Source organism: Methylobacterium sp. 275MFSha3.1 (assembly GCF_900108435.1).
In the GTDB taxonomy this organism is placed as follows: domain Bacteria; phylum Pseudomonadota; class Alphaproteobacteria; order Rhizobiales; family Beijerinckiaceae; genus Methylobacterium.
The window spans coordinates 208647-225310 of the sequence record NZ_FNWP01000006.1 but is presented as its reverse complement, the minus strand read 5'-3'; the positions used below and the strand labels follow the sequence as shown (position 1 = coordinate 225310).

Sequence of the window (16664 nt, the reverse complement as noted above, 5' to 3'; positions counted from 1 at the left end):
CGTTCTAGTCCGCTCCGACGACCGCGAAGGGATCGATCAGCCCGCACCGGATGCAGCAGTAGACGAGTTCCACGTCCGAGCTGACGCCGAGCTTCGATTTGATGGCGTAGTGATAGTTCGCGACGGTCTTGGGCGAGAGGCTGAGATCGGCCGCGATCGCGTCCGTGTGCCGTGCGTCGAGGATCATCCGCAGGATCTCGAATTCCCGAGGCGACAGCTGGTCGATCGGCGACGTCTCCTCCGCCAGCCGGCTCGCGGCCAGCAGGTGCGAGATCTCCGCGCACAGGGTCAGCTTGTTGTTGAACACGCTTCGCACCGCTTCGATGAGGAGATCCGAAGCGCTGCTCTTGGTGATGTAGCCGCGGGCGCCGGCGCGTATGGCCTGGAGCGCGTAGCTCACTGCGGCATGCACGCTGAAGACGAGGATGCGAGCGCTCGGATCCACCTGCCGGATCTGACGGATGGCGTCGATCCCACCGCGGCCGGGCATGCTGATGTCCATGATGACCACGTCCGGCTCCACCATGCGGTAGGCGCGATAGGCCTCCGCGCCGTCCCCGGCCTCGGCGGCGACCTCCATGTCGGGCTGCCGCTCCAGGAGCCGCCGATAGCCCTCCCGCACGACGGCGTGATCGTCGACGAGCATCACGCGTATGCGCCGTTTGGTCATGACATCTCGTCGCCCGCGAGCGCGGCGTGAAAGCGGACCCGCAGGCGGAACCCGCCGCCCGGGGACGTTTCCGTCACGATCTGCCCGCCGAGCGCGTGGACGCGATCGCGCATGCCGAGCAGGCCGAGACCGGAATGCGGGCGCTCCAGCGCCTCCACGGGGGCGCCGCTCCCGTCGTCCGTGAGGATCAGCTGGACCTCGGCGCCGCCGTCAATCTCCGCGACGTTCAGCGCGATCGCGACGGTGCGCGCGGCCGCGTGGCGGACGGCGTTGGTGAGGCCTTCCTGGACGATCCGGTAGATATGGGCCGCCGCGTCGGAGGGCAGGCGATCGGCCTGCGCGTCGGCCGCGAGCGTGACGTGGATCCGGCCCCCGGCGCGCTGCGCCTGGGCGGCGATCAGACTCCGGAGCGCGACCCGCAGCCCGAGATCGTCGATCTCGGGCGGCCTGAGTGCGGCGAGGGTGCTCCGGAGCGCGCGCACGGCGTCCGACGCCATGGTGGCGAGTTCGGCACTCTCGGCCACGACCGAAGGCGACGAGGAGCGCGCGCCCTCCTGGATCGACCGGGCGAGAAGGCTCAACGCCGTCAGCCGCTGCGCGACATCGTCGTGCAGTTCGAGCGACAGCCATCGCCGCTCCTGCTCCTGGGCATCGATCAACCGGCGCGCGAGTTCGGCACGTTCCCGCGTGGCGACTTGGAGATGGCTGGCAAGCTGATTGAAGACCGTCGCGATGCGTCGGAACTCGCGCAGGCGGAGGCTCGGCAGACGCCATCCAAGGTCGCCCTTCGCGACGCGATCGATACCGATCAGGATCTCGTTGGCGGGACGCAGCGCGTGCGCCACCGCGCCGTAGACCAGCACGCACAGGACGACGGTCATGGCCGCGATAGCGCCGGACACCTGCTTCAGCACGATCCACGCCGATCCGACGACCGCGTCGGGATCGATGTCCGCTTCGACGATCCCGATCCGCGACCCCTGATGCCCGAGCGGCAGGCTGACGGTGGATCCGGCGAAGAAGAGGAACCGGTAGAGCGTCGCGAACCAGTCGGGTGCGGCGCGCGCGTGCGCCTCGACGCCCAAGCAGCTCGACCGTGTCGGACCGGCCTCCGCCGGGATCAGCTGCACGCACTGGCCCGGTTGCAGAGCGTACCGGGTGATGATCTCCCAATCCGGGAAGCGTTGGGGAATGTCGGCCGCCCGCTCGATTCGCAGGAGCTGGAGGCGGAGCTGCTTGTGCACCTCATCGGCCGTCTCGGCGTTCCGCTGTCGGGTCTTCGCCGCGACGTCGTACATCGCGTAGGCGGCCGCTCCGGCAGCGCAGAGGATCGCGATCAGCGCGATGCGTCCGACGAGGGCCCATTTGAGATCCAGCTCGCGCGCGTCCCAGACGGCCAGGACTTGCTTGAGCCCGAAGGGTGTCACCCGTGTTCTCCCGAAAGGCCGAGAGTACGCGAGCCCGCGACCGTCTTGGAAGGGTCCGCGGCAAGGTCGTGCGATTTGCCCGGGTCGGTACGGGCGTTCTGCCGTAGCGGGTCCGAAGGCGCACGGTCTAACAGGATGGACCCTGTCGCGAGCGCCGCCGACGGTAGAGTGGGCTCGGCGTCAGCGGACAGGTTCGATCCGGGCTCGCCCCAGCGCCGATCTGGAGATTGTCGATGCGTTTGCGCCAGAGCTGCTGTCTCGTCCTCTTCCTGGCATGCCTCGCGCCGGACGCGCGCGCGGGCGAGATGGTCATGGTCACCGGTGACGACGCCGTCCAGTGGCGCGCTGCGCCGCCATCCCTCCCGACGGGCAGCGAGATCAGCATCATCGCCGGCGATCCGGACAAGCCCGGACCGTTCACGCTCAGGCTCCGGTTCCCGCCGAACTACGTCATCGCTCCGCACACGCACGCGACCGACGAGAGCGTGACCTTGCTGTCCGGCACACTCGTCCACGACATGGGGAAGACGATCGACGCGAGCCGGGGTCAGTCTCTCCGGCCGGGTGCCTTCCTGTATCTGCCGGCCAAGATGCCCCACGCGCTCTGGACGACGCGCGACCCGGCCGTGATCCAGGTCTCGGGAACAGGGCCCTTCGGGCTCGACTACATCAACCCCTCCGACGATCCGAGGAAGACGCGCTCGGACAAGTGATCGTCCACGGGGATACGATCCGCGCGCGACAGTCGCTCCGACCCGCCGCAGACGCTCTCGAGAGGCCTGATCGCGCGCGGCGCGCCGATATGGCGACGCCGCCGGTCATCGAGGCGAACGACCTGTCCCACCCGGTCGACGTGACGGCGAACGCGGCCCGCGCCGACCTCTGCCGCGCCCGCGGCAGCGCGCGGGCGTTCCGCCCGTCCGGCGCGGCGAGGGCGGACTGAATCCGTGCTGCCGCGGTCACCGACCGGCTCCAGGGCTGCACCGCCCGAACGGGCCGCGACGTTCGGACGGTCTTGGACGCCTCGATCCTGCCCCGCGCGGCCGCCGGCGACAGCCAGGCGCCGTGCGGGGTGATCGGCGAACGGGCCACCGGCATGCTGGAGCGGGCGCGCGGCCTGTAACAATCGTCGCCACCGTGAGCACGCCCGCGGGCGGAGCCCATGATCATCCTCCGCTCTCGCAGTGTAAGCCTTGCTAATCGGCCCTCGACACGCGCATAAGCCCCAGCTCGACGGCCGGAGAGATGCAGTCGTGAGCACGCCGCACACGCTCGTTCGGTTTCTGAAGGCCAACGCGTTCTTCGCTGAGCTTGGTCCGGAGGCGATCGAGACCATTGCCGGGCTCTGCACGACGCGCAGCCTCGCGCGACACGAGATCCTCTTCCAGAAGGGCGATCCGGGCGATGCCCTCTACGCCGTGCGGCGCGGGCAGATCCGGATCGGGGCCGGCTCCGACGACGGGCGCGCGGTCACCCTCAACCTGCTCGGCCCGGGCGACGTCTTCGGCGAGATCGCCTTCCTCGACGGCCATCCACGGACCGCCGAGGCCGTGGCGCTCGAGCCGGCCGACCTGTTCGTCGTCGAGGGGCGGGCCTTCCTCAAGCTCCTCCACGGCGATCCCGCCCTGGCGGTCCGGATCATCGGCCTGCTGTGCCAGCGCCTGCGCTGGATGAGCGCGCGCATGGAGGAGGCGACGCTGCTGCCGCTCGACATGCGCCTCGCCCGGCGCCTGATCATGCTGTCGGAGGATTACGGCGCCGAGATCCAGGTGACGCAGCAGGAACTCGCGGCCTTCGTCGGCGCGGCCCGGGAGAGCGTGAACCGCGTCCTGCAGGACTGGCAGAGATCGGGCCTCATAGATCTCGGCCGCGCGCGCGTCACCGTGCGAGCCTCACACCGACTCGTCGCGCTCGGCGCGCGGGCGCAGACATGATCGGGGCGACAGGGCTTCACCGCATGAGAACGACAGCGCGCCTGGCGGCCACGGCCGCCCTCACCCTCGCGGCGTCGAGCGCCGCAGCGCAGACGCGATGTACGGAGACGACGCGCTTCGATCCGCCCTTGCGGATCCTGCACTGCGCCGACGGCCTGACGCTCGAAACCGAGCGCGCGGGCAGCCTGCGCCCCGTGGGACCCGACGGTGACGGACATCTCAAGGGCGCCGAGATCGGCGGCAACGCGGTCTTCGTCACCATCCCGGCGAGCCGCCGCGTCCGCCGAGACGGCTTCCAGATCCTCACCCCCCACGCGGTGGCCTCGGTGCGGGGCACGGTCTACGCCGTCGACGTGACGCGAGCGCGCACCTCCGTCTTCGTGGCGCAGGGACGGGTTGACGTCGCCCGGCGCACCGACCCGCAGGTCGCCGTCACGCTCGGGCCGGGCGAGGGGGTCGACGTCGATGACGGCCGCGACCCTCTGGAGGTCCGGCGTTGGCCCCAGGAGCGCGTCAGGAGCCTGCTCGAGCGGTTCGGGCGTTGAGCGAGGCCGGTCGGCCGGCGGCTCCGACGCCCGACCGGACCTTCCGGCTGGCGCGGCGCGTCTTCCTGCTCGCCGCGGTGCTCGGCGCGCTCGCCTGGGGCGCCTGGCTCGGCCATCTCCATATCGCCGGGCGCGCGACGCCCCTCGATCGCCTGGAATCCGCCCTCACGGACCTGCGCCTGCGGCTCGCCGGCCCGCGCACGCCGCCCGCCAACCTCACCGTGGTGGCGATCGACGACGCGACGGTGCGGCGCGAAGGCGGCTTCCCGGTCTCGCGGACCACGATGGCGCGGATCGTCGAGCGGGTGGCGGAGGCCCGCCCGCGCGTGATCGCCGTCGACGTGCTCTTCCTCGAGGCGGGGCGGCAGCCGGAGGCGGACAGCGCGCTCGCCGTCGCCCTCGGGAAGACCACAGCGATCCTGGCTTCGGCTGCGGTCTTCGACGGGAGCGCCAGCGAGGACGGCATCCCGTTCGCCACCGCGCTCCACCGGCCGTCGCCGAAGCTCGGCGAAGACGTCGCGTCCGGTGTCGTCAACGTCGCCGAGGACGCGTCGGGCGTACCCCGCCATCTCCCCCTGGTCGTGCGCACGGCCGACGGCGTCGCCGCGTCCTTCGTGCTGCGCGCGGCCGCCCTGGCGGCGCGCAACGACCCCGTGCTCAGCAAGGGGCGCGTCCAGATCGGCGACCGCGCCCTGCCGCTGGACCTCGGCTACCACCTCCCGCTGCGCCCCTACGGTCCGCGACGCACGATCGCGACGGTGAGCGCGGCCGCCCTCCTCGACGGGACGGCGCCGGCCGCGGCGCTCTCGGACGGCATCGTCGTGATCGGCGTCACCGCGCTCGGCGGCGGCGACACCTTCGCCACCGCGTTCGATCCCGTCTTGCCCGGCGTCGAACTCCTCGCCACCGGCATCGCCCACCTCACCACGGGGGACGCCCTCGTCCGGGACGCCGGCGTGCGGCAGCGAGACGCCGCGGCCTCGGTCCTCCTGGCGGTCGGGTCCGCGCTCGCCATCGCGCTGCTGCCGCCGGGCCCGGGCCTGATCCTGGTCCTGCTCGCGACGGCAGGATGGCTCGCCGCGGGCGCCGTCGCGTTCGCCCACGGCATCTGGCTGAGCGCCGCCCTGCCGCTCGCGGCCGTGGGACTGCCGGCGCTGGTCTGCGCGGTCGGCCGCCAGACGCTCGAGCGCCGCCAGAGCGCGCGCGTGGCGCGGTCCGAGCAGGTGCTGCGGCGGATGCAGCCTGCCGCCCTGGCCGAGCGGCTCGCGCGCGACCCGGGTTACCTCGCCGAGCCGATCGCGCGCGACATCCCCGTGCTGTTCGTCGACCTCACCGGCTTCACGCGCCGGAGCGAGCAGCTCGGCCCGGCGCGGACGCGGGCGATGCTCAAGACGTTCCACGATCTCGTCGACGAAGCGGTGACCCTGCGCGGGGGCGTCGTGGTGAACTTCATGGGCGACGGCGCCATGATCCTGTTCGGCGCCCTCGATCCGGACCCGGACCAGGCGGCGCACGCCGTCCAGGCCGCGGAGGAACTCATCGTCCGAACGCGCGCCTGGATCGCGGACAGCCCGGTCCTGCACGGGGCCGGGCCGGCCCTCGATTTGCGCATCGGCGCGCATTACGGGCCGGTGATCCTCTCGCGCCTCGGCAGCGACACCAACCAGCACATCACCGCGACGGGCGACACGGTCAACGTGGCGAGCCGCCTGCTGGCGGTCGCGGCGGACGCCCACGCCCGCCTGGCACTCAGCGCCGAGCTGGCGCACGCCGCCGGGGTCGAGTGGTCCGAGGGAGAATTCGAGAGCCGGACCGCGGCGATCCGCGGCCGCAGCCAGCCCCTCGAGGTCTGGCTGCGCCACCCGCGCGCGACGACGTCCTAGCCGCTCCCCCGAGCGCGTCGCTGACCGACCGGAGGATCACACTGAAACTGTGACCCGGGTCACAGTCCACCGCGGGCTCTCCGGTGCATCGTCCCCGTATCGCAACGGGAGACATCTCATGACGATCACCTCGACGAAGACAGCGATCCTGTCCTGTCTCGCCCTCGCCGCCCTGGCGACCGTGCCCGGACGAGCCGAAGCGCGCGGCTTCGGGCACGGAAGCTTCGGGCACCATGGCGGCTTCCATCACGGCTTCCACCATGGGGGCTTCCATCACGGCTTCCATCACCGCTTCGGCGGCCATGGCTGGTGGAGCCCCGCGGGCGGATACGCCGCGGGCGGCTTTTTCGGCGACTGTCGCCTGGTCTTCAGCCCGGTGTGGGGCCGTTACGAGCGGGTCTGCCGCTGAACCGTCACGCCGTGGGAGCAGCGGCCAAGCCGATCGGCAGGCGACGAGATGACGACGCGCATCCGGCCGCCCCGGGACGGCCGGACACCCTCGGACCGCTGCTCCGATGATCGCGCCAGTCGGGACTCCGGAGGAGCATCGCTTATGCATCATCACGGCCTGCGCATTCTGCTCGTCGACGATGACGCGGAGGTTCAGCGTGTCGTCTCCGGATACCTCGACGGGCACGGGGTCGACGTCGTCCCGGCGTCGACGCGGGCCGAGGCGCGCGGAGAGCTCGCGGATCCGTCGCAGTTCAACCTCGTGGTGCTCAATCTTCGCCCGGGCGCGGAGAACGGCCTCGACCTGCTGCGGGACCTGCGCGCGGTGAGCGATGTTCCCGTCATCCTGACGACGGCCCATCGCTGCGAGGAGTTCGACCGCGTGCTCGGCCTCGAACTCGGCGCCGACGACTACATCGTCAAACCCTACGGCCTGCGCGAATTCCTGGCGCGCGTGCGCGTCGTCCTCCGCCGCGTCGCGGCGCAGGCCTCGTCCCGACCGGCTGAAGCGCCGTGCCGGCGCTTCGACGGCTGGGTCCTCAACCGCCGACGCCGGCGTCTGATCAATCCCGACGGGGAAGAGGTCGTCCTGGGCAAGCGCGACTACGCGCTCCTGGCAGCGTTCCTCGACGCACCTCAGCGTCCGCTCAGCCGCGAGTACCTGCTCCAGGTCACCCGCGTCCACGACGACGTCTTCGATCGCTGCATCGACGTGCAGATCCTGCGGCTGCGCCGGAAGATCGAGCGCAGGCCCAGCGACCCGAAGCTCATCGTGACCGAGCGCGGGGTCGGCTACGTCTTCGCCGCCGCGGTCGAGAGCACGTCCCACTAGGGCCGTCGCGAGCGGCGACCCTGGTGGAGACAGGGGTGCACGGCCCGCGCCCCCCTTTGAGCGACGAGCCGCGAAGGCGCGCGTCAGCCCTTCACCAGCTTGCACGTGCTCTCGGAGAGCGGCTGGAACGCCTGGTCCCCCGGGATCGTCTTCAGGATCCTGTAGAAGTCCCAGGGCCCCGTCGATTCCGCCGGGGACTTCACCTGGGCGAGGTACATGTCGTGGACCATGCGGCCGTCCGGGCGCAGCGTGGCGTTGCGGGCGAAGAAATCCTGGATCGGCAGCTCGCGCATCTTGGCCATCACCTTCAGGCCGTCATCCGTGCCGGCGGCTTCGGCCGCCTTCAGGAAGTGGAGCACCGCCGAGTAGTCGCCGGCCTGGACCATGGTCGGCATCCGGCCGCCCATCCGCTCGCCGAAGCGCCGCGCGAAGGCGCGCGTCTGGTCGTCCATGTCCCAGTAGAAGCCCGTCGTCAGGATCATGCCCTGCGCCGCCGGCAATCCGACGGAGTAGATGTCGGTCAGGAAGATGTTGAGCCCGCCCAGCCTCTGGCCACCCTGCAGGATGCCGAACTCGCTCGCCTGCTTGATGGTGTTGATCGTGTCGGCGCCGGCGTTGGCCATGCCGATGATCTTCGCGCCCGACGCCTGTGCCTGCAGCAGGTAGGATGAGAAATCCGGATTGGGGAACGGGTGCTTGACCGACCCGAGCACCGTGCCGCCCTTGGCCTTCACGACCCGGGTGACCTGCGCCTCCAGATCGTGCCCGAAGGTGTAGTCGGCCGTGATGAAGAACCACGTGTTCTTCGGATCGTCCGCCAGCGCCGCGGCGGTGCCGGCCGCGAGCGAGTGGGTATCCCACGACCAGTGGGCGCCGGTCGGCGAGCACGCGGCGTTGGTCAGCGCCATGGAGCCGGCGCCGGAGTTGATGTCGATCTTGCCCTTGCTGCGCGCGACCTCGCGCACCGCCAGCCCGGCGACCGAGGAATTGGTGTCGAAGATCGCGTCGACGCCCTCGGTATCGAACCACCGGCGCGCGATCGACGAGGCGATGTCCGCCTTGTTCTGGTGATCGGCGAAGACGAGCTCGACCTTCCGACCGTTGATCGGCCGTCCGAAATCCTCGACCGCGAGCTGCGCGGCCGTCACCGAGCCGCGGCCGGCCAGATCCGAGTAGCCGCCGGACATGTCGGTCAGGATGCCGATCTTGATGCCGCCATCCGCGTACTGCGCGGAGGCGGGCAGGGCGGTGAGGGCAGCGGCGCCGAACGCGGCGGCCGCCACCCAAGGACGACGGATCATTGTTTCCTCCCCAATCTCTTGTTCTTCAGCGGCTGCCCCGTACCGGAAGGCCGCCTGTCCTTCGAAACCGCGTTCCCTCGGTCTCAGAGATAGCTGCGGCCGTCCAGGTAGGCCTTGCGCCAGCGCCGGATCTCGACGCGCTCGAAGAGCCCGACCTTGTAGAACGGGTCCGCGTGGATGAGCGCCTCGGCCTCCGCGCGGGTCTCGACGTCGACGACGTAGAGGCCGCCGCCGGCGTCGCTCCCGTCGTCGTTCAGCTTCGCGCCGCAGGCCAGGAGCCGGTCCTTGATCCGGTCGAGGTAGACGAGATGCTCCGCGCGGTTCGCCCTGCGGACGTCCAGGCTCCCGGCCTTGTCGAAGGTCTCGATCATGTAAGGCATGGCGGTGGTCCGGTCAGTTGGCCGCGATCGCGGAGGGATGCTGCGCCAACGGCGTCACGCTGATCGCCATATACGGGTAGAGCGGCAGCGAACTCAGGACTTCGTGAAGTTCATCGTTTCCCGCCACGTCGAAGACACTGTAATTGGCGTACTGCCCGGCGATGCGCCAGAGATGCCGCCATCGGCCATCTTGCTGGAGCTTCTGGGCGTAGGCCTTCTCCTCGGCCTTCAGGCGAGCCGCCTCCTCCTTCGGGAGGGACGCCGGAATGTTGACCTGCATGTGGACCATGTAGAGCATGACGTCGAACCTCTGCCGCCGGTCGTGCCGGGGCGTTTGACCTGCGGTCTGCTGCGTCGCGAAGCGCCGGACGACGCCGAGACGCGGCCGAGACCGGCGCGGGGCTGCCGTACGCGCCGCGGCGCCCGATGGCCAGACCGGATCAGGCATCGGCCCGGATCAGGTCGGCGGCCTTCTCGGCGATCATGAACACCGCGGCCTGCGTGTTGCCGGAGACGATGCGCGGCATGATCGAGGCATCGGCCACCCGAAGGCCGGCCACGCCGCGCACGCGCAGGCTGGGATCCGTGACCGAATCCGGATCGTCGCCCATGCGGCACGTGCCGCAGATGTGGTAGATCGTCTGGCCGTCGCGGCGGGCGAAATCGAGCCAGTCCGCGTCGGTCCGGCAGTCCGGACCGGGGTTGAGCTCGGCCCCGCGGAAGCGCTCCATCGGCGCCTGCGCGACGATGGCGCGGGCGATCTTCATGCCCTCGACCATCGCCCGGCGATCCTCCGCGGTGGCGAGGAAGTTCGGGCGGATGGCGGGCGGCGCGAGCGGGTCGGGCGACGCGGCGTGGATCGTCCCGCGCGATTCCGGTCGCAACTGCGTGACGCCGATCGTCATGCCGGGCAGGCGGTCGAGCTTGCGCTCGGCGGCGTTGGCGTAGCTCGCGTGCATGAAGAAGTACTGCACGTCGGGCCCGTCGAGCCCCGGCCGGGTGCGCACGAAGCCGTGGGCGAGACCGGTCCCCAGCGCCAGGATGCCCTGCCGCGTCGCGAGGTAGCGCGCCGCCGCGAGGCCGAGGCGCAGGCCGCGGGTCTGCTCGTTCAGCGTCACCGGCAGGCGCACGCGCCAGTTCATGCGCGTGCAGTAATGGTCCATGTAGTTGGCGCCGACGCCGGGGAGGGCGCGCCGCACGGCGACGCCGAGCCCTCCGAGGATCGCCGGATCGCCGAGGCCGGACAGTTCCAGGATCTGCGGGGTCTGGGCGGCCCCCGCGGCGAGGATCACTTCCCCGCGGCAGCGGAAGAGCCGCTCGCGGCCGCCGACCAGAGCGGCGACGCCGCTCGCCCGACCCGCGTCGAAGGTCAGCCGCAGGACGTGCGCGTCGGTCACGACGGCGAGGTTCGGGCGGGCCAGGGCCGGCCGCAGATAGGCATCGGCGGCGCTGACCCGCCGGCCGCGCCGCTGGTTCACTTGGTAGTAGCCGAAGCCGTCCTGGCTCTCCGCGTTGTAGTCGGGATTGCGCGGGTAGCCTGCCGCCTGCGCGGCGGCGATGAAGGCCTCCGCGATCGCAGGACGTTCGGCCACTTCCGTCAGCGGCAGCGGACCGCCGCGGGCGCGCAACGGTTCGCGGCCGCGCTCGTAATCCTCGAGCCTTCGGAAATAGGGGAGCACGTCCGAGAATCCCCAGCCGCGGCACCCGGCCTGCGCCCAGGCATCGTAATCCTGCGGCTGTCCGCGCACGTAGATCATGCCGTTGATGAGGGTCGAGCCGCCGAGGCCCTTGCCCCGCGGGACCGCGATCACCCGGCCGCCGGTCGCCGCCTCGGGCTCGGTCCGGAACCGCCAGTTGTAGGATGGGTGCTGGAGCAGGCGGCTGAAGCCCGCCGGGATCGCGACCCAGGGGCTGCGCGCCCGTCCCCCCGCCTCGAGGAGCAGGACCCGGTGCGTCCCGGACTCGGTCAGGCGGTTGGCCAGGACGCAGCCCGCGGTGCCGCCGCCCACGATCACGTAGTCGAACGCGCCGGCCGCGACGGCGTCGATGTCGGTCGGTCCCACGGTGCGCCCCAAGCTCAGTCCCCGGTTCCCGCCTCAGAGGGCGCCCATGTGGCGGGCCATCAGGGCGATCTGACACTCCAGCATCGGCAGGCCCTTCTGGACGCGGCAGCCCGCCGTCAGCGCGGCGGCGAGCAGCGGCGTGGTCTCCGGATCCATGATCGCCTCGGCGACGAACTGGCCGGCGTGGAGGGCGCCCAGGTCGAAGGGGGCGGCGTCCTGCGGGCGCATCCCGAGCGACGTGCCGTTGACGAGGAGATCGTGCTCCGCCTGGACGCCTTCGGCCGCGACCGCCAGCCCGGGATAGGCGGCGCGCAGACGCTCCGCCAGCGCTTGGGCGCGGTCGGCAGTGCGGTTCAGGATCGTCAGGCGGGCGACACCGGCCTCGGCGAGCGCGAAGGCGATGGCGCTCGCCGCGCCGCCGGCCCCCGCCAGCGCCGCGCTCCGGCCGCGCGGCTCCAGGCCCGACGCGCGCAGCGCCTCGACGAAGCCGATCCCGTCGAGCATCGTGCCGACCATGCGCCCGTCCGCCTCCCGCCGGACGCAGTTGACCGCCCCGATCTGCTCGGCCTCCCGGGTGAGGGCGTCGCACAGGCCGGTCATCGCGGTCTTGTGCGGGACCGTGGCGATGAAGCCGCCGAAATTGCGCAGGTGCCGCAGCCCGTCCATCACGGCGGCGAGGCCGTCCGCCGCCACGTGCAGCGGGACGAGGACGCCGTCCACGCCGTGGCGGGCGAAGAGCGCCCCCATCACCTCGGGCGCCTTCACGTGGTAGATCGGGTCCGCCAGGATCCCGTAGACCCGGGTCCGCCCGGTGATCCCGGTCGCGGTGACCGCGCTGCTCATGGCCGTCCTCCCGTCCATCGCCTGTCCCGACCGGTCCCGGCTCACGTCATGTAGAGGCCGCCGGCGACGTCGACGGTCTGACCGGTGACGAAGCTGGCCTCGGCGGAGGTCAGGTAGAGGGCGAGATCCGCGACCTCCTCGGGGGCGCCGAGCCGGCCCATCGGGGTCAGGCGCACCTGCTCGTCATTGACGGCACGGCCCACCGCCCGGACCATCGGGGTCTCGATCCGCCCCGGCGCGATCGCGTTGACGCGGATGCCGAACGGGCCGAGTTCGGCCGCGAGGTGCTTGGTGAGCCCGATCAGGCCGGCCTTCGAGGCCGCGTAGTGGCAGGCGACGATCGGCGAGTGGGTCTTGCCGGCCACCGACGACATGTTGACGATCCAGCCCCGCCCGGCCGCGCACATCGCGGGCGCCAGCGCGCGGACGGTGTTGAACGCCCCCGTCAGGTTGACCGCGACGACGCGGTTCCACTCCGCCGGGTCCATCTCCCAGACCCGGTGGGCCGCCCCGTCGTGCTTGGGCGAGATGCCGGCGTTGTTGACCACCGTGTCGAACGCGCCGCCCATCGCGGCGGCGGCCTCCGACAGGGCTGCCTCGACGGCCGCGTAGTCGGCGACGTCGAGGCGCAGCGGCAGGGCGCGACCGCCGGCGGCCTCGATGGCCGCGACGGTCGCCGCGACGTCGTCCGGGTTCACGTCGGCCACGCCCACCAGGGCGCCCCGCGCGCCGAACCCCTCCGCGATCGCCCGGCCGATCCCGCGGCCGGCCCCGGTGACGAGGACGCGCCGTCCGGCGTGGCTCGGGCGCCGGACGATCGCCTCGGGGTTCGTCTGCCGCTCGGTCATCTCAGATCCCCAGATAGGCGCGTCGGACGTGGTCGTTGTCGAGCAGGGCCGCGGACGCGTCGGCGAGGACGATCTCGCCGTTCTCCAGAACGTAGCCCCGGTCGGCCACCTGCAGCGTGTGGAACACGTTCTGCTCGACGATCAGGACGGTGGCGCCGGTCTTCACGATCCGGTCGACCACCGCGAAGACCTGCGCCACCACGATCGGGGCGAGGCCCAGCGAGGGCTCGTCGAACATCAGGAGCTTGGGACGGGCCATCATCCCGCGGGCGATGGCCACCATCTGCTGCTCGCCGCCCGAGAGGGAGCCGGCATTCTGGTCGAGGCGCTCGCGCACCCGCGGGAACAGGTCGAGCACGTCCGCGAGCGTCTCCGACTGGCGCTCGCGCGCCGCGCGGCGATAGGCGCCCATCAGGAGGTTCTCCCGCACCGTCATCTCGGGGAAGAGCTGGCGCCCCTCCGGGATCAGGGTGACGCCACGCGCCACCATCTCGTGGCCCGAGAGCCGGGTGACGTCCTCGTCCTCGAACAGGATCCGGCCGCGGGTGGGCTTCACCAGGCCCGCGATGGTCCGCAGCGTCGTCGTCTTGCCGGCCCCGTTCGCGCCGACGATCGTCACCACCTCGCCGGCGCGCACCTCGAGCGAGACGGCGTGCAGGATGCTGGTCGCGCCGTAACCGGCATCCACGCGCTCAAGCGTGAGCATGGGCGAACTCCTTGCCGAGATACGCCTCGATCACGGCTCCGTCGCGCACCACGTCCTGCGGGCTGCCCTGGGCGATGATCTGCCCGGAACTCAGGACGATCACCCGGTCGGAGAGCGCCATCACCGCCTGCATGACGTGCTCGATCGCGATGATGCTGACGCCGGTGTCGCGGATCGACAGCATCAGGTCGATGGCGCGGCGCACGTCGGTCTGGTTGATGCCGGCCATGACCTCGTCGAGCAGCAGCACGCGCGGGCGCATCGCCATCACGCGGGCGACCTCGAGCCGCTTGAGGCCCCCGATGGTGAGGCCGCGCGCCTCGCTCCCGAGCCAGGGCGCGAGCCCCATCCGCTCGGCGGTCTCGCGCGCGACCGCCCGGGCCTCGCGGACGTCGCCGTGGCGGTGGAACGCGCCGACCATGATGTTCTCCTCGACCGTCATGGCCGCGAAGGGCTGCACGATCTGGAAGGTGCGGCCGACGCCGAGCGTCGCGAAATCCGACGGCCGGCCCGGCCGGTGCCACGTCCCGTCCGGCGCGCGGACGCTCACCGTGCCGGCATCGGGCTTGAGGAAGCCCGAGATCATGTTGAAGACGGTGGTCTTGCCCGCCCCGTTGGGGCCGATCAGGCCGAGGATCTCGCCCTCCCGGAGCGTGAAGCCGACATCGTTGGTGACGTGCAGGCCGCCGAAGCGCTTCTGCAGGCCCTCGACCCGGATCAGGTCCGCGCCGACCGGCGGCCGCTCCGGGGCCCGCGGAACGGCCGGAACCGACGCCGCCTGCGCGCCGCGGCCGCCAGCGCGGGCCCGCGCGAAGCGGGACACGAGGCCCATCAGCCCGTTGGGCAGGAACAGGACGACGAGCACCAGAACGAGGCCGTAGACGAGGCCGTGGAGCCCCAGGGCCTTGGCGCCGAGCCAGCCGCGGGCCAGCTCGGTGATCGGCACGAGGAGCAGCGCGCCGAGGAGCGGCCCGAACACCGTGCCGAGTCCGCCGATCAGCGCGAACATCGCGATCTGGATCGACAGGGTCAGCGAGAACATCGCCGCCGGCTCGATGAAGGTCAGGTACATGGCGTGGAAGGTACCGACCATCGCGGTGAGCCCCCCCGACACCGCCACGGCGACGAGCCGCACCCGCACCGTGCGCACGCCCGCGGCGCGCGCGGCCGATTCCCGCTCGCGGGTGGCGACGAGGTAGAAGCCGATCCGGTGGCTGCGCATCCACCACGCGACCGCCAGGGTCAGCAGGAGGAGCCCGAAGGCGATGGCCAGCGGCGGCCAGCGGTCCCGGAACACCATCCACGTCCAGCCGAACTTCAGCGGGATCATCAGACCGGTGGCGCCGCCGGTCAGGTCCCGGAAATGCAGCGCCAGGACGCGGAAGACTTCGAGGAAGGCGATGGTCGCCAGCGAGAAGAACGGCCCGTGCAGCCGGAAGCACGGGTAGCTGATCGCCAGCGCCACCATCACGGCGAGGGCGGCGCCGGCCACCATGCCGATCCACGGGCTGATCCCGGCGCCGACGAGCAGCATCCCGCAATAGGCGCCGAGACCGTAGAAGATGCCGTGGCCGAGGGAGAGCTGGCCGGCGTAGCCGCCGACGATGTTCCAGGCGGTCGAGAGCGCGGCGAAGACGCAGATCGTGATGAAGACGTGGTAGATGAACGGGTTGCCGACCGCGACCGGCACCGCCACCAGGGCCGCGAGGACGAGCGCCAGCGCTGCCGCGCCCCGGCGCGGGAAGGCGGACGATGCGGCGGACGGTGCGGCGGACGGTGCGGCTGTCGGGGCCGCGGACGGTGCTGCGGCGAGCGGGATATCGGTCATCGCGGGCTCCCTCACGGCGAGACGTGGGACAGCCGCAGCTGCCGCCCGAAGAGGCCCGAGGGCTTCAGGATCAGGATCGCCAGGAACACGCCGAAGACCGCGACCTCGCGCATGTCGGCGCCGACGTAGAAGCCCGTGACGCTGTCGATCAGGCCGATCAGGATCGCCCCGACGAAGGCGCCGCGGATGGAGCCGAGGCCGCCGAGCACGACGACCACGAAGGCGATCAGCACGAAGTAGGTGCCGCTGTTGGGCGAGGTCGGGTAGAGCGGCGCGATCAGCACCGCCGCCACCCCGACGCAGGCCGCGCCGATGCCGAACGTCAGGGCGTAGATCCGGTCGACGTCGATGCCCATCAGCTCGGCCGCCGCGCGGTTCTGGGCGACCGCGCGGATCGCCCGGCCCGTGCGGGTGCGCGCCAGGAACATCTGGAGCCCCGCCACCAGCACGATCGCGGAGCCGAGGATCACCACCTGCCCGAGCAGCACCCGGACCGGGCCGATCTCCAGCGGCTGGCGCAGGCCCGACGGCGGCGTGTTGGCGATGTCGGCCCCGAAGACGAGGAGGGCGAGGTTGATCAGCACCGTCGACAGGCCCACCGTGGCGAAGATCTGGATGTGATGGTCGCCCGCGGCGAGCAGGGGCTGGATCAGGAACCGCTGGGTGAGGGCGCCCAGCAGGAACAGGACCGGCACGACGAGGATCACCGCCGCGAAGGGGTGCAGCCCGAGCCCGGTCACCGCGAGATAGGTCAGGTACATCCCGACCATCAGGAACTCGCCGTGGGCGAAGTTCACGACCTTCACGATGCCGAAGATCAGGGTCAGCCCGACGCTGACGATCGCGAACAGGCCGCCGAGCATCACCCCGTTGGCGAGCACTTGGAGGAAGACGTCCATCCCCGATCTCCGTGGACCTGCGTGACGGCGGCGCTGTTACCTTCGGAGACCTGCG

The 16664-nt window shown here is 71.5% G+C and carries 18 protein-coding genes; 7 read left to right on the top strand and 11 right to left on the bottom strand.

From position 1 onward, the window contains the following. Positions 1-4 precede the first annotated feature (4 nt). Entirely contained in the window at positions 5-670 is a 666-nt protein-coding gene (locus BLW78_RS09075; RefSeq protein ID WP_056521453.1) for a response regulator, read from the bottom strand. Then, positions 667-2097, bottom strand: a complete 1431-nt coding sequence (locus BLW78_RS09070) for a HAMP domain-containing sensor histidine kinase (protein WP_091678740.1) — start codon at positions 2095-2097, stop codon at positions 667-669. The genes BLW78_RS09075 and BLW78_RS09070 overlap by 4 nt, the downstream gene beginning before the upstream one ends. A 233-nt stretch (positions 2098-2330) precedes the next feature. On the opposite strand from BLW78_RS09070, the gene BLW78_RS09065 reads away from it, so the two are divergent. From BLW78_RS09065 to BLW78_RS09035, 7 genes are all read left to right on the top strand, one after another. Then, positions 2331-2810: a cupin domain-containing protein gene (locus BLW78_RS09065; protein WP_091678738.1), complete on the top strand. Its 480-nt coding sequence runs from the start codon at positions 2331-2333 to the stop codon at positions 2808-2810. An 89-nt stretch (positions 2811-2899) separates the two neighbouring features. Then, on the top strand, positions 2900-3040 hold the full coding sequence (locus tag BLW78_RS31640) for a hypothetical protein (protein ID WP_210186883.1): 141 nt from the start codon (positions 2900-2902) through the stop codon (positions 3038-3040). A 310-nt stretch (positions 3041-3350) separates the two neighbouring features. Continuing rightward, positions 3351-4031: a Crp/Fnr family transcriptional regulator gene (locus tag BLW78_RS09055; protein ID WP_020091685.1), complete on the top strand. Its 681-nt coding sequence runs from the start codon at positions 3351-3353 to the stop codon at positions 4029-4031. A gap of 23 nt (positions 4032-4054) precedes the next feature. Further along, positions 4055-4576: a FecR domain-containing protein gene (locus tag BLW78_RS09050; protein WP_091678736.1), complete on the top strand. Its 522-nt coding sequence runs from the start codon at positions 4055-4057 to the stop codon at positions 4574-4576. Further along, entirely contained in the window at positions 4573-6459 is a 1887-nt protein-coding gene (locus BLW78_RS09045) for a CHASE2 domain-containing protein (protein ID WP_091678733.1), read from the top strand. The genes BLW78_RS09050 and BLW78_RS09045 overlap by 4 nt, the downstream gene beginning before the upstream one ends. A gap of 118 nt (positions 6460-6577) precedes the next feature. Next, positions 6578-6868, top strand: coding sequence for a hypothetical protein (locus BLW78_RS09040; RefSeq protein ID WP_091678730.1), 291 nt, complete (start codon positions 6578-6580; stop codon positions 6866-6868). A gap of 144 nt (positions 6869-7012) precedes the next feature. Further along, positions 7013-7741 (top strand): winged helix-turn-helix domain-containing protein, encoded by a 729-nt coding sequence (locus BLW78_RS09035; protein WP_091678728.1) that lies wholly within the window; start codon positions 7013-7015, stop codon positions 7739-7741. Between the two features lie 83 nt (positions 7742-7824). Here BLW78_RS09035 and BLW78_RS09030 read toward each other — a convergent pair whose 3' ends face one another. The 9 genes from BLW78_RS09030 to BLW78_RS08990 all read right to left on the bottom strand — a co-directional run bounded on the left by BLW78_RS09030 (position 7825) and on the right by BLW78_RS08990 (position 16609). Next, positions 7825-9042: an ABC transporter substrate-binding protein gene (locus BLW78_RS09030; protein WP_091678726.1), complete on the bottom strand. Its 1218-nt coding sequence runs from the start codon at positions 9040-9042 to the stop codon at positions 7825-7827. Between the two features lie 83 nt (positions 9043-9125). Beyond that, positions 9126-9422: a YciI family protein gene (locus BLW78_RS09025; RefSeq protein WP_020091691.1), complete on the bottom strand. Its 297-nt coding sequence runs from the start codon at positions 9420-9422 to the stop codon at positions 9126-9128. 13 nt (positions 9423-9435) lie between these two features. Next, the gene (gene catC, locus BLW78_RS09020; protein WP_020091692.1) at positions 9436-9720 is read right to left on the bottom strand and encodes a muconolactone Delta-isomerase; all 285 of its coding nucleotides are present in this window, start codon (positions 9718-9720) and stop codon (positions 9436-9438) included. 142 nt (positions 9721-9862) lie between these two features. Further along, positions 9863-11485, bottom strand: coding sequence for a GMC family oxidoreductase (locus BLW78_RS09015; RefSeq protein ID WP_091678724.1), 1623 nt, complete (start codon positions 11483-11485; stop codon positions 9863-9865). A gap of 33 nt (positions 11486-11518) precedes the next feature. Beyond that, positions 11519-12328, bottom strand: a complete 810-nt coding sequence (locus tag BLW78_RS09010) for a shikimate dehydrogenase family protein (protein WP_091678722.1) — start codon at positions 12326-12328, stop codon at positions 11519-11521. 41 nt (positions 12329-12369) lie between these two features. Continuing rightward, on the bottom strand, positions 12370-13176 hold the full coding sequence (gene fabG, locus BLW78_RS09005) for a 3-oxoacyl-ACP reductase FabG (protein WP_091678719.1): 807 nt from the start codon (positions 13174-13176) through the stop codon (positions 12370-12372). Between the two features lies 1 nt (position 13177). Then, complete coding sequence (locus BLW78_RS09000; protein ID WP_020091696.1) at positions 13178-13882, bottom strand: ABC transporter ATP-binding protein; 705 nt, start codon at positions 13880-13882, stop codon at positions 13178-13180. Next, complete coding sequence (locus BLW78_RS08995; RefSeq protein ID WP_244526868.1) at positions 13869-15710, bottom strand: branched-chain amino acid ABC transporter ATP-binding protein/permease; 1842 nt, start codon at positions 15708-15710, stop codon at positions 13869-13871. The genes BLW78_RS09000 and BLW78_RS08995 overlap by 14 nt, the downstream gene beginning before the upstream one ends. An 11-nt stretch (positions 15711-15721) precedes the next feature. Further along, entirely contained in the window at positions 15722-16609 is an 888-nt protein-coding gene (locus BLW78_RS08990) for a branched-chain amino acid ABC transporter permease (RefSeq protein ID WP_020091698.1), read from the bottom strand. Between the last annotated feature and the right edge of the window lie 55 nt (positions 16610-16664).

Coding starts and splice junctions, on each gene's coding strand:
- BLW78_RS09030 (WP_091678726.1), bottom strand. CDS start 9,042: ATGATCCGTCGTCCTTGGGTGGCGGCCGCCGCGTTCGGCGCCGCTGCC.
- BLW78_RS09025 (WP_020091691.1), bottom strand. CDS start 9,422: ATGCCTTACATGATCGAGACCTTCGACAAGGCCGGGAGCCTGGACGTC.
- BLW78_RS09050 (WP_091678736.1), top strand. CDS start 4,055: ATGAGAACGACAGCGCGCCTGGCGGCCACGGCCGCCCTCACCCTCGCG.
- BLW78_RS09035 (WP_091678728.1), top strand. CDS start 7,013: ATGCATCATCACGGCCTGCGCATTCTGCTCGTCGACGATGACGCGGAG.
- BLW78_RS09065 (WP_091678738.1), top strand. CDS start 2,331: ATGCGTTTGCGCCAGAGCTGCTGTCTCGTCCTCTTCCTGGCATGCCTC.
- BLW78_RS09010 (WP_091678722.1), bottom strand. CDS start 12,328: ATGAGCAGCGCGGTCACCGCGACCGGGATCACCGGGCGGACCCGGGTC.
- BLW78_RS08995 (WP_244526868.1), bottom strand. CDS start 15,710: ATGACCGATATCCCGCTCGCCGCAGCACCGTCCGCGGCCCCGACAGCC.
- BLW78_RS31640 (WP_210186883.1), top strand. CDS start 2,900: ATGGCGACGCCGCCGGTCATCGAGGCGAACGACCTGTCCCACCCGGTC.
- BLW78_RS09040 (WP_091678730.1), top strand. CDS start 6,578: ATGACGATCACCTCGACGAAGACAGCGATCCTGTCCTGTCTCGCCCTC.
- BLW78_RS09075 (WP_056521453.1), bottom strand. CDS start 670: ATGACCAAACGGCGCATACGCGTGATGCTCGTCGACGATCACGCCGTC.
- BLW78_RS08990 (WP_020091698.1), bottom strand. CDS start 16,609: ATGGACGTCTTCCTCCAAGTGCTCGCCAACGGGGTGATGCTCGGCGGC.
- BLW78_RS09000 (WP_020091696.1), bottom strand. CDS start 13,882: ATGCTCACGCTTGAGCGCGTGGATGCCGGTTACGGCGCGACCAGCATC.
- fabG (WP_091678719.1), bottom strand. CDS start 13,176: ATGACCGAGCGGCAGACGAACCCCGAGGCGATCGTCCGGCGCCCGAGC.
- catC (WP_020091692.1), bottom strand. CDS start 9,720: ATGCTCTACATGGTCCACATGCAGGTCAACATTCCGGCGTCCCTCCCG.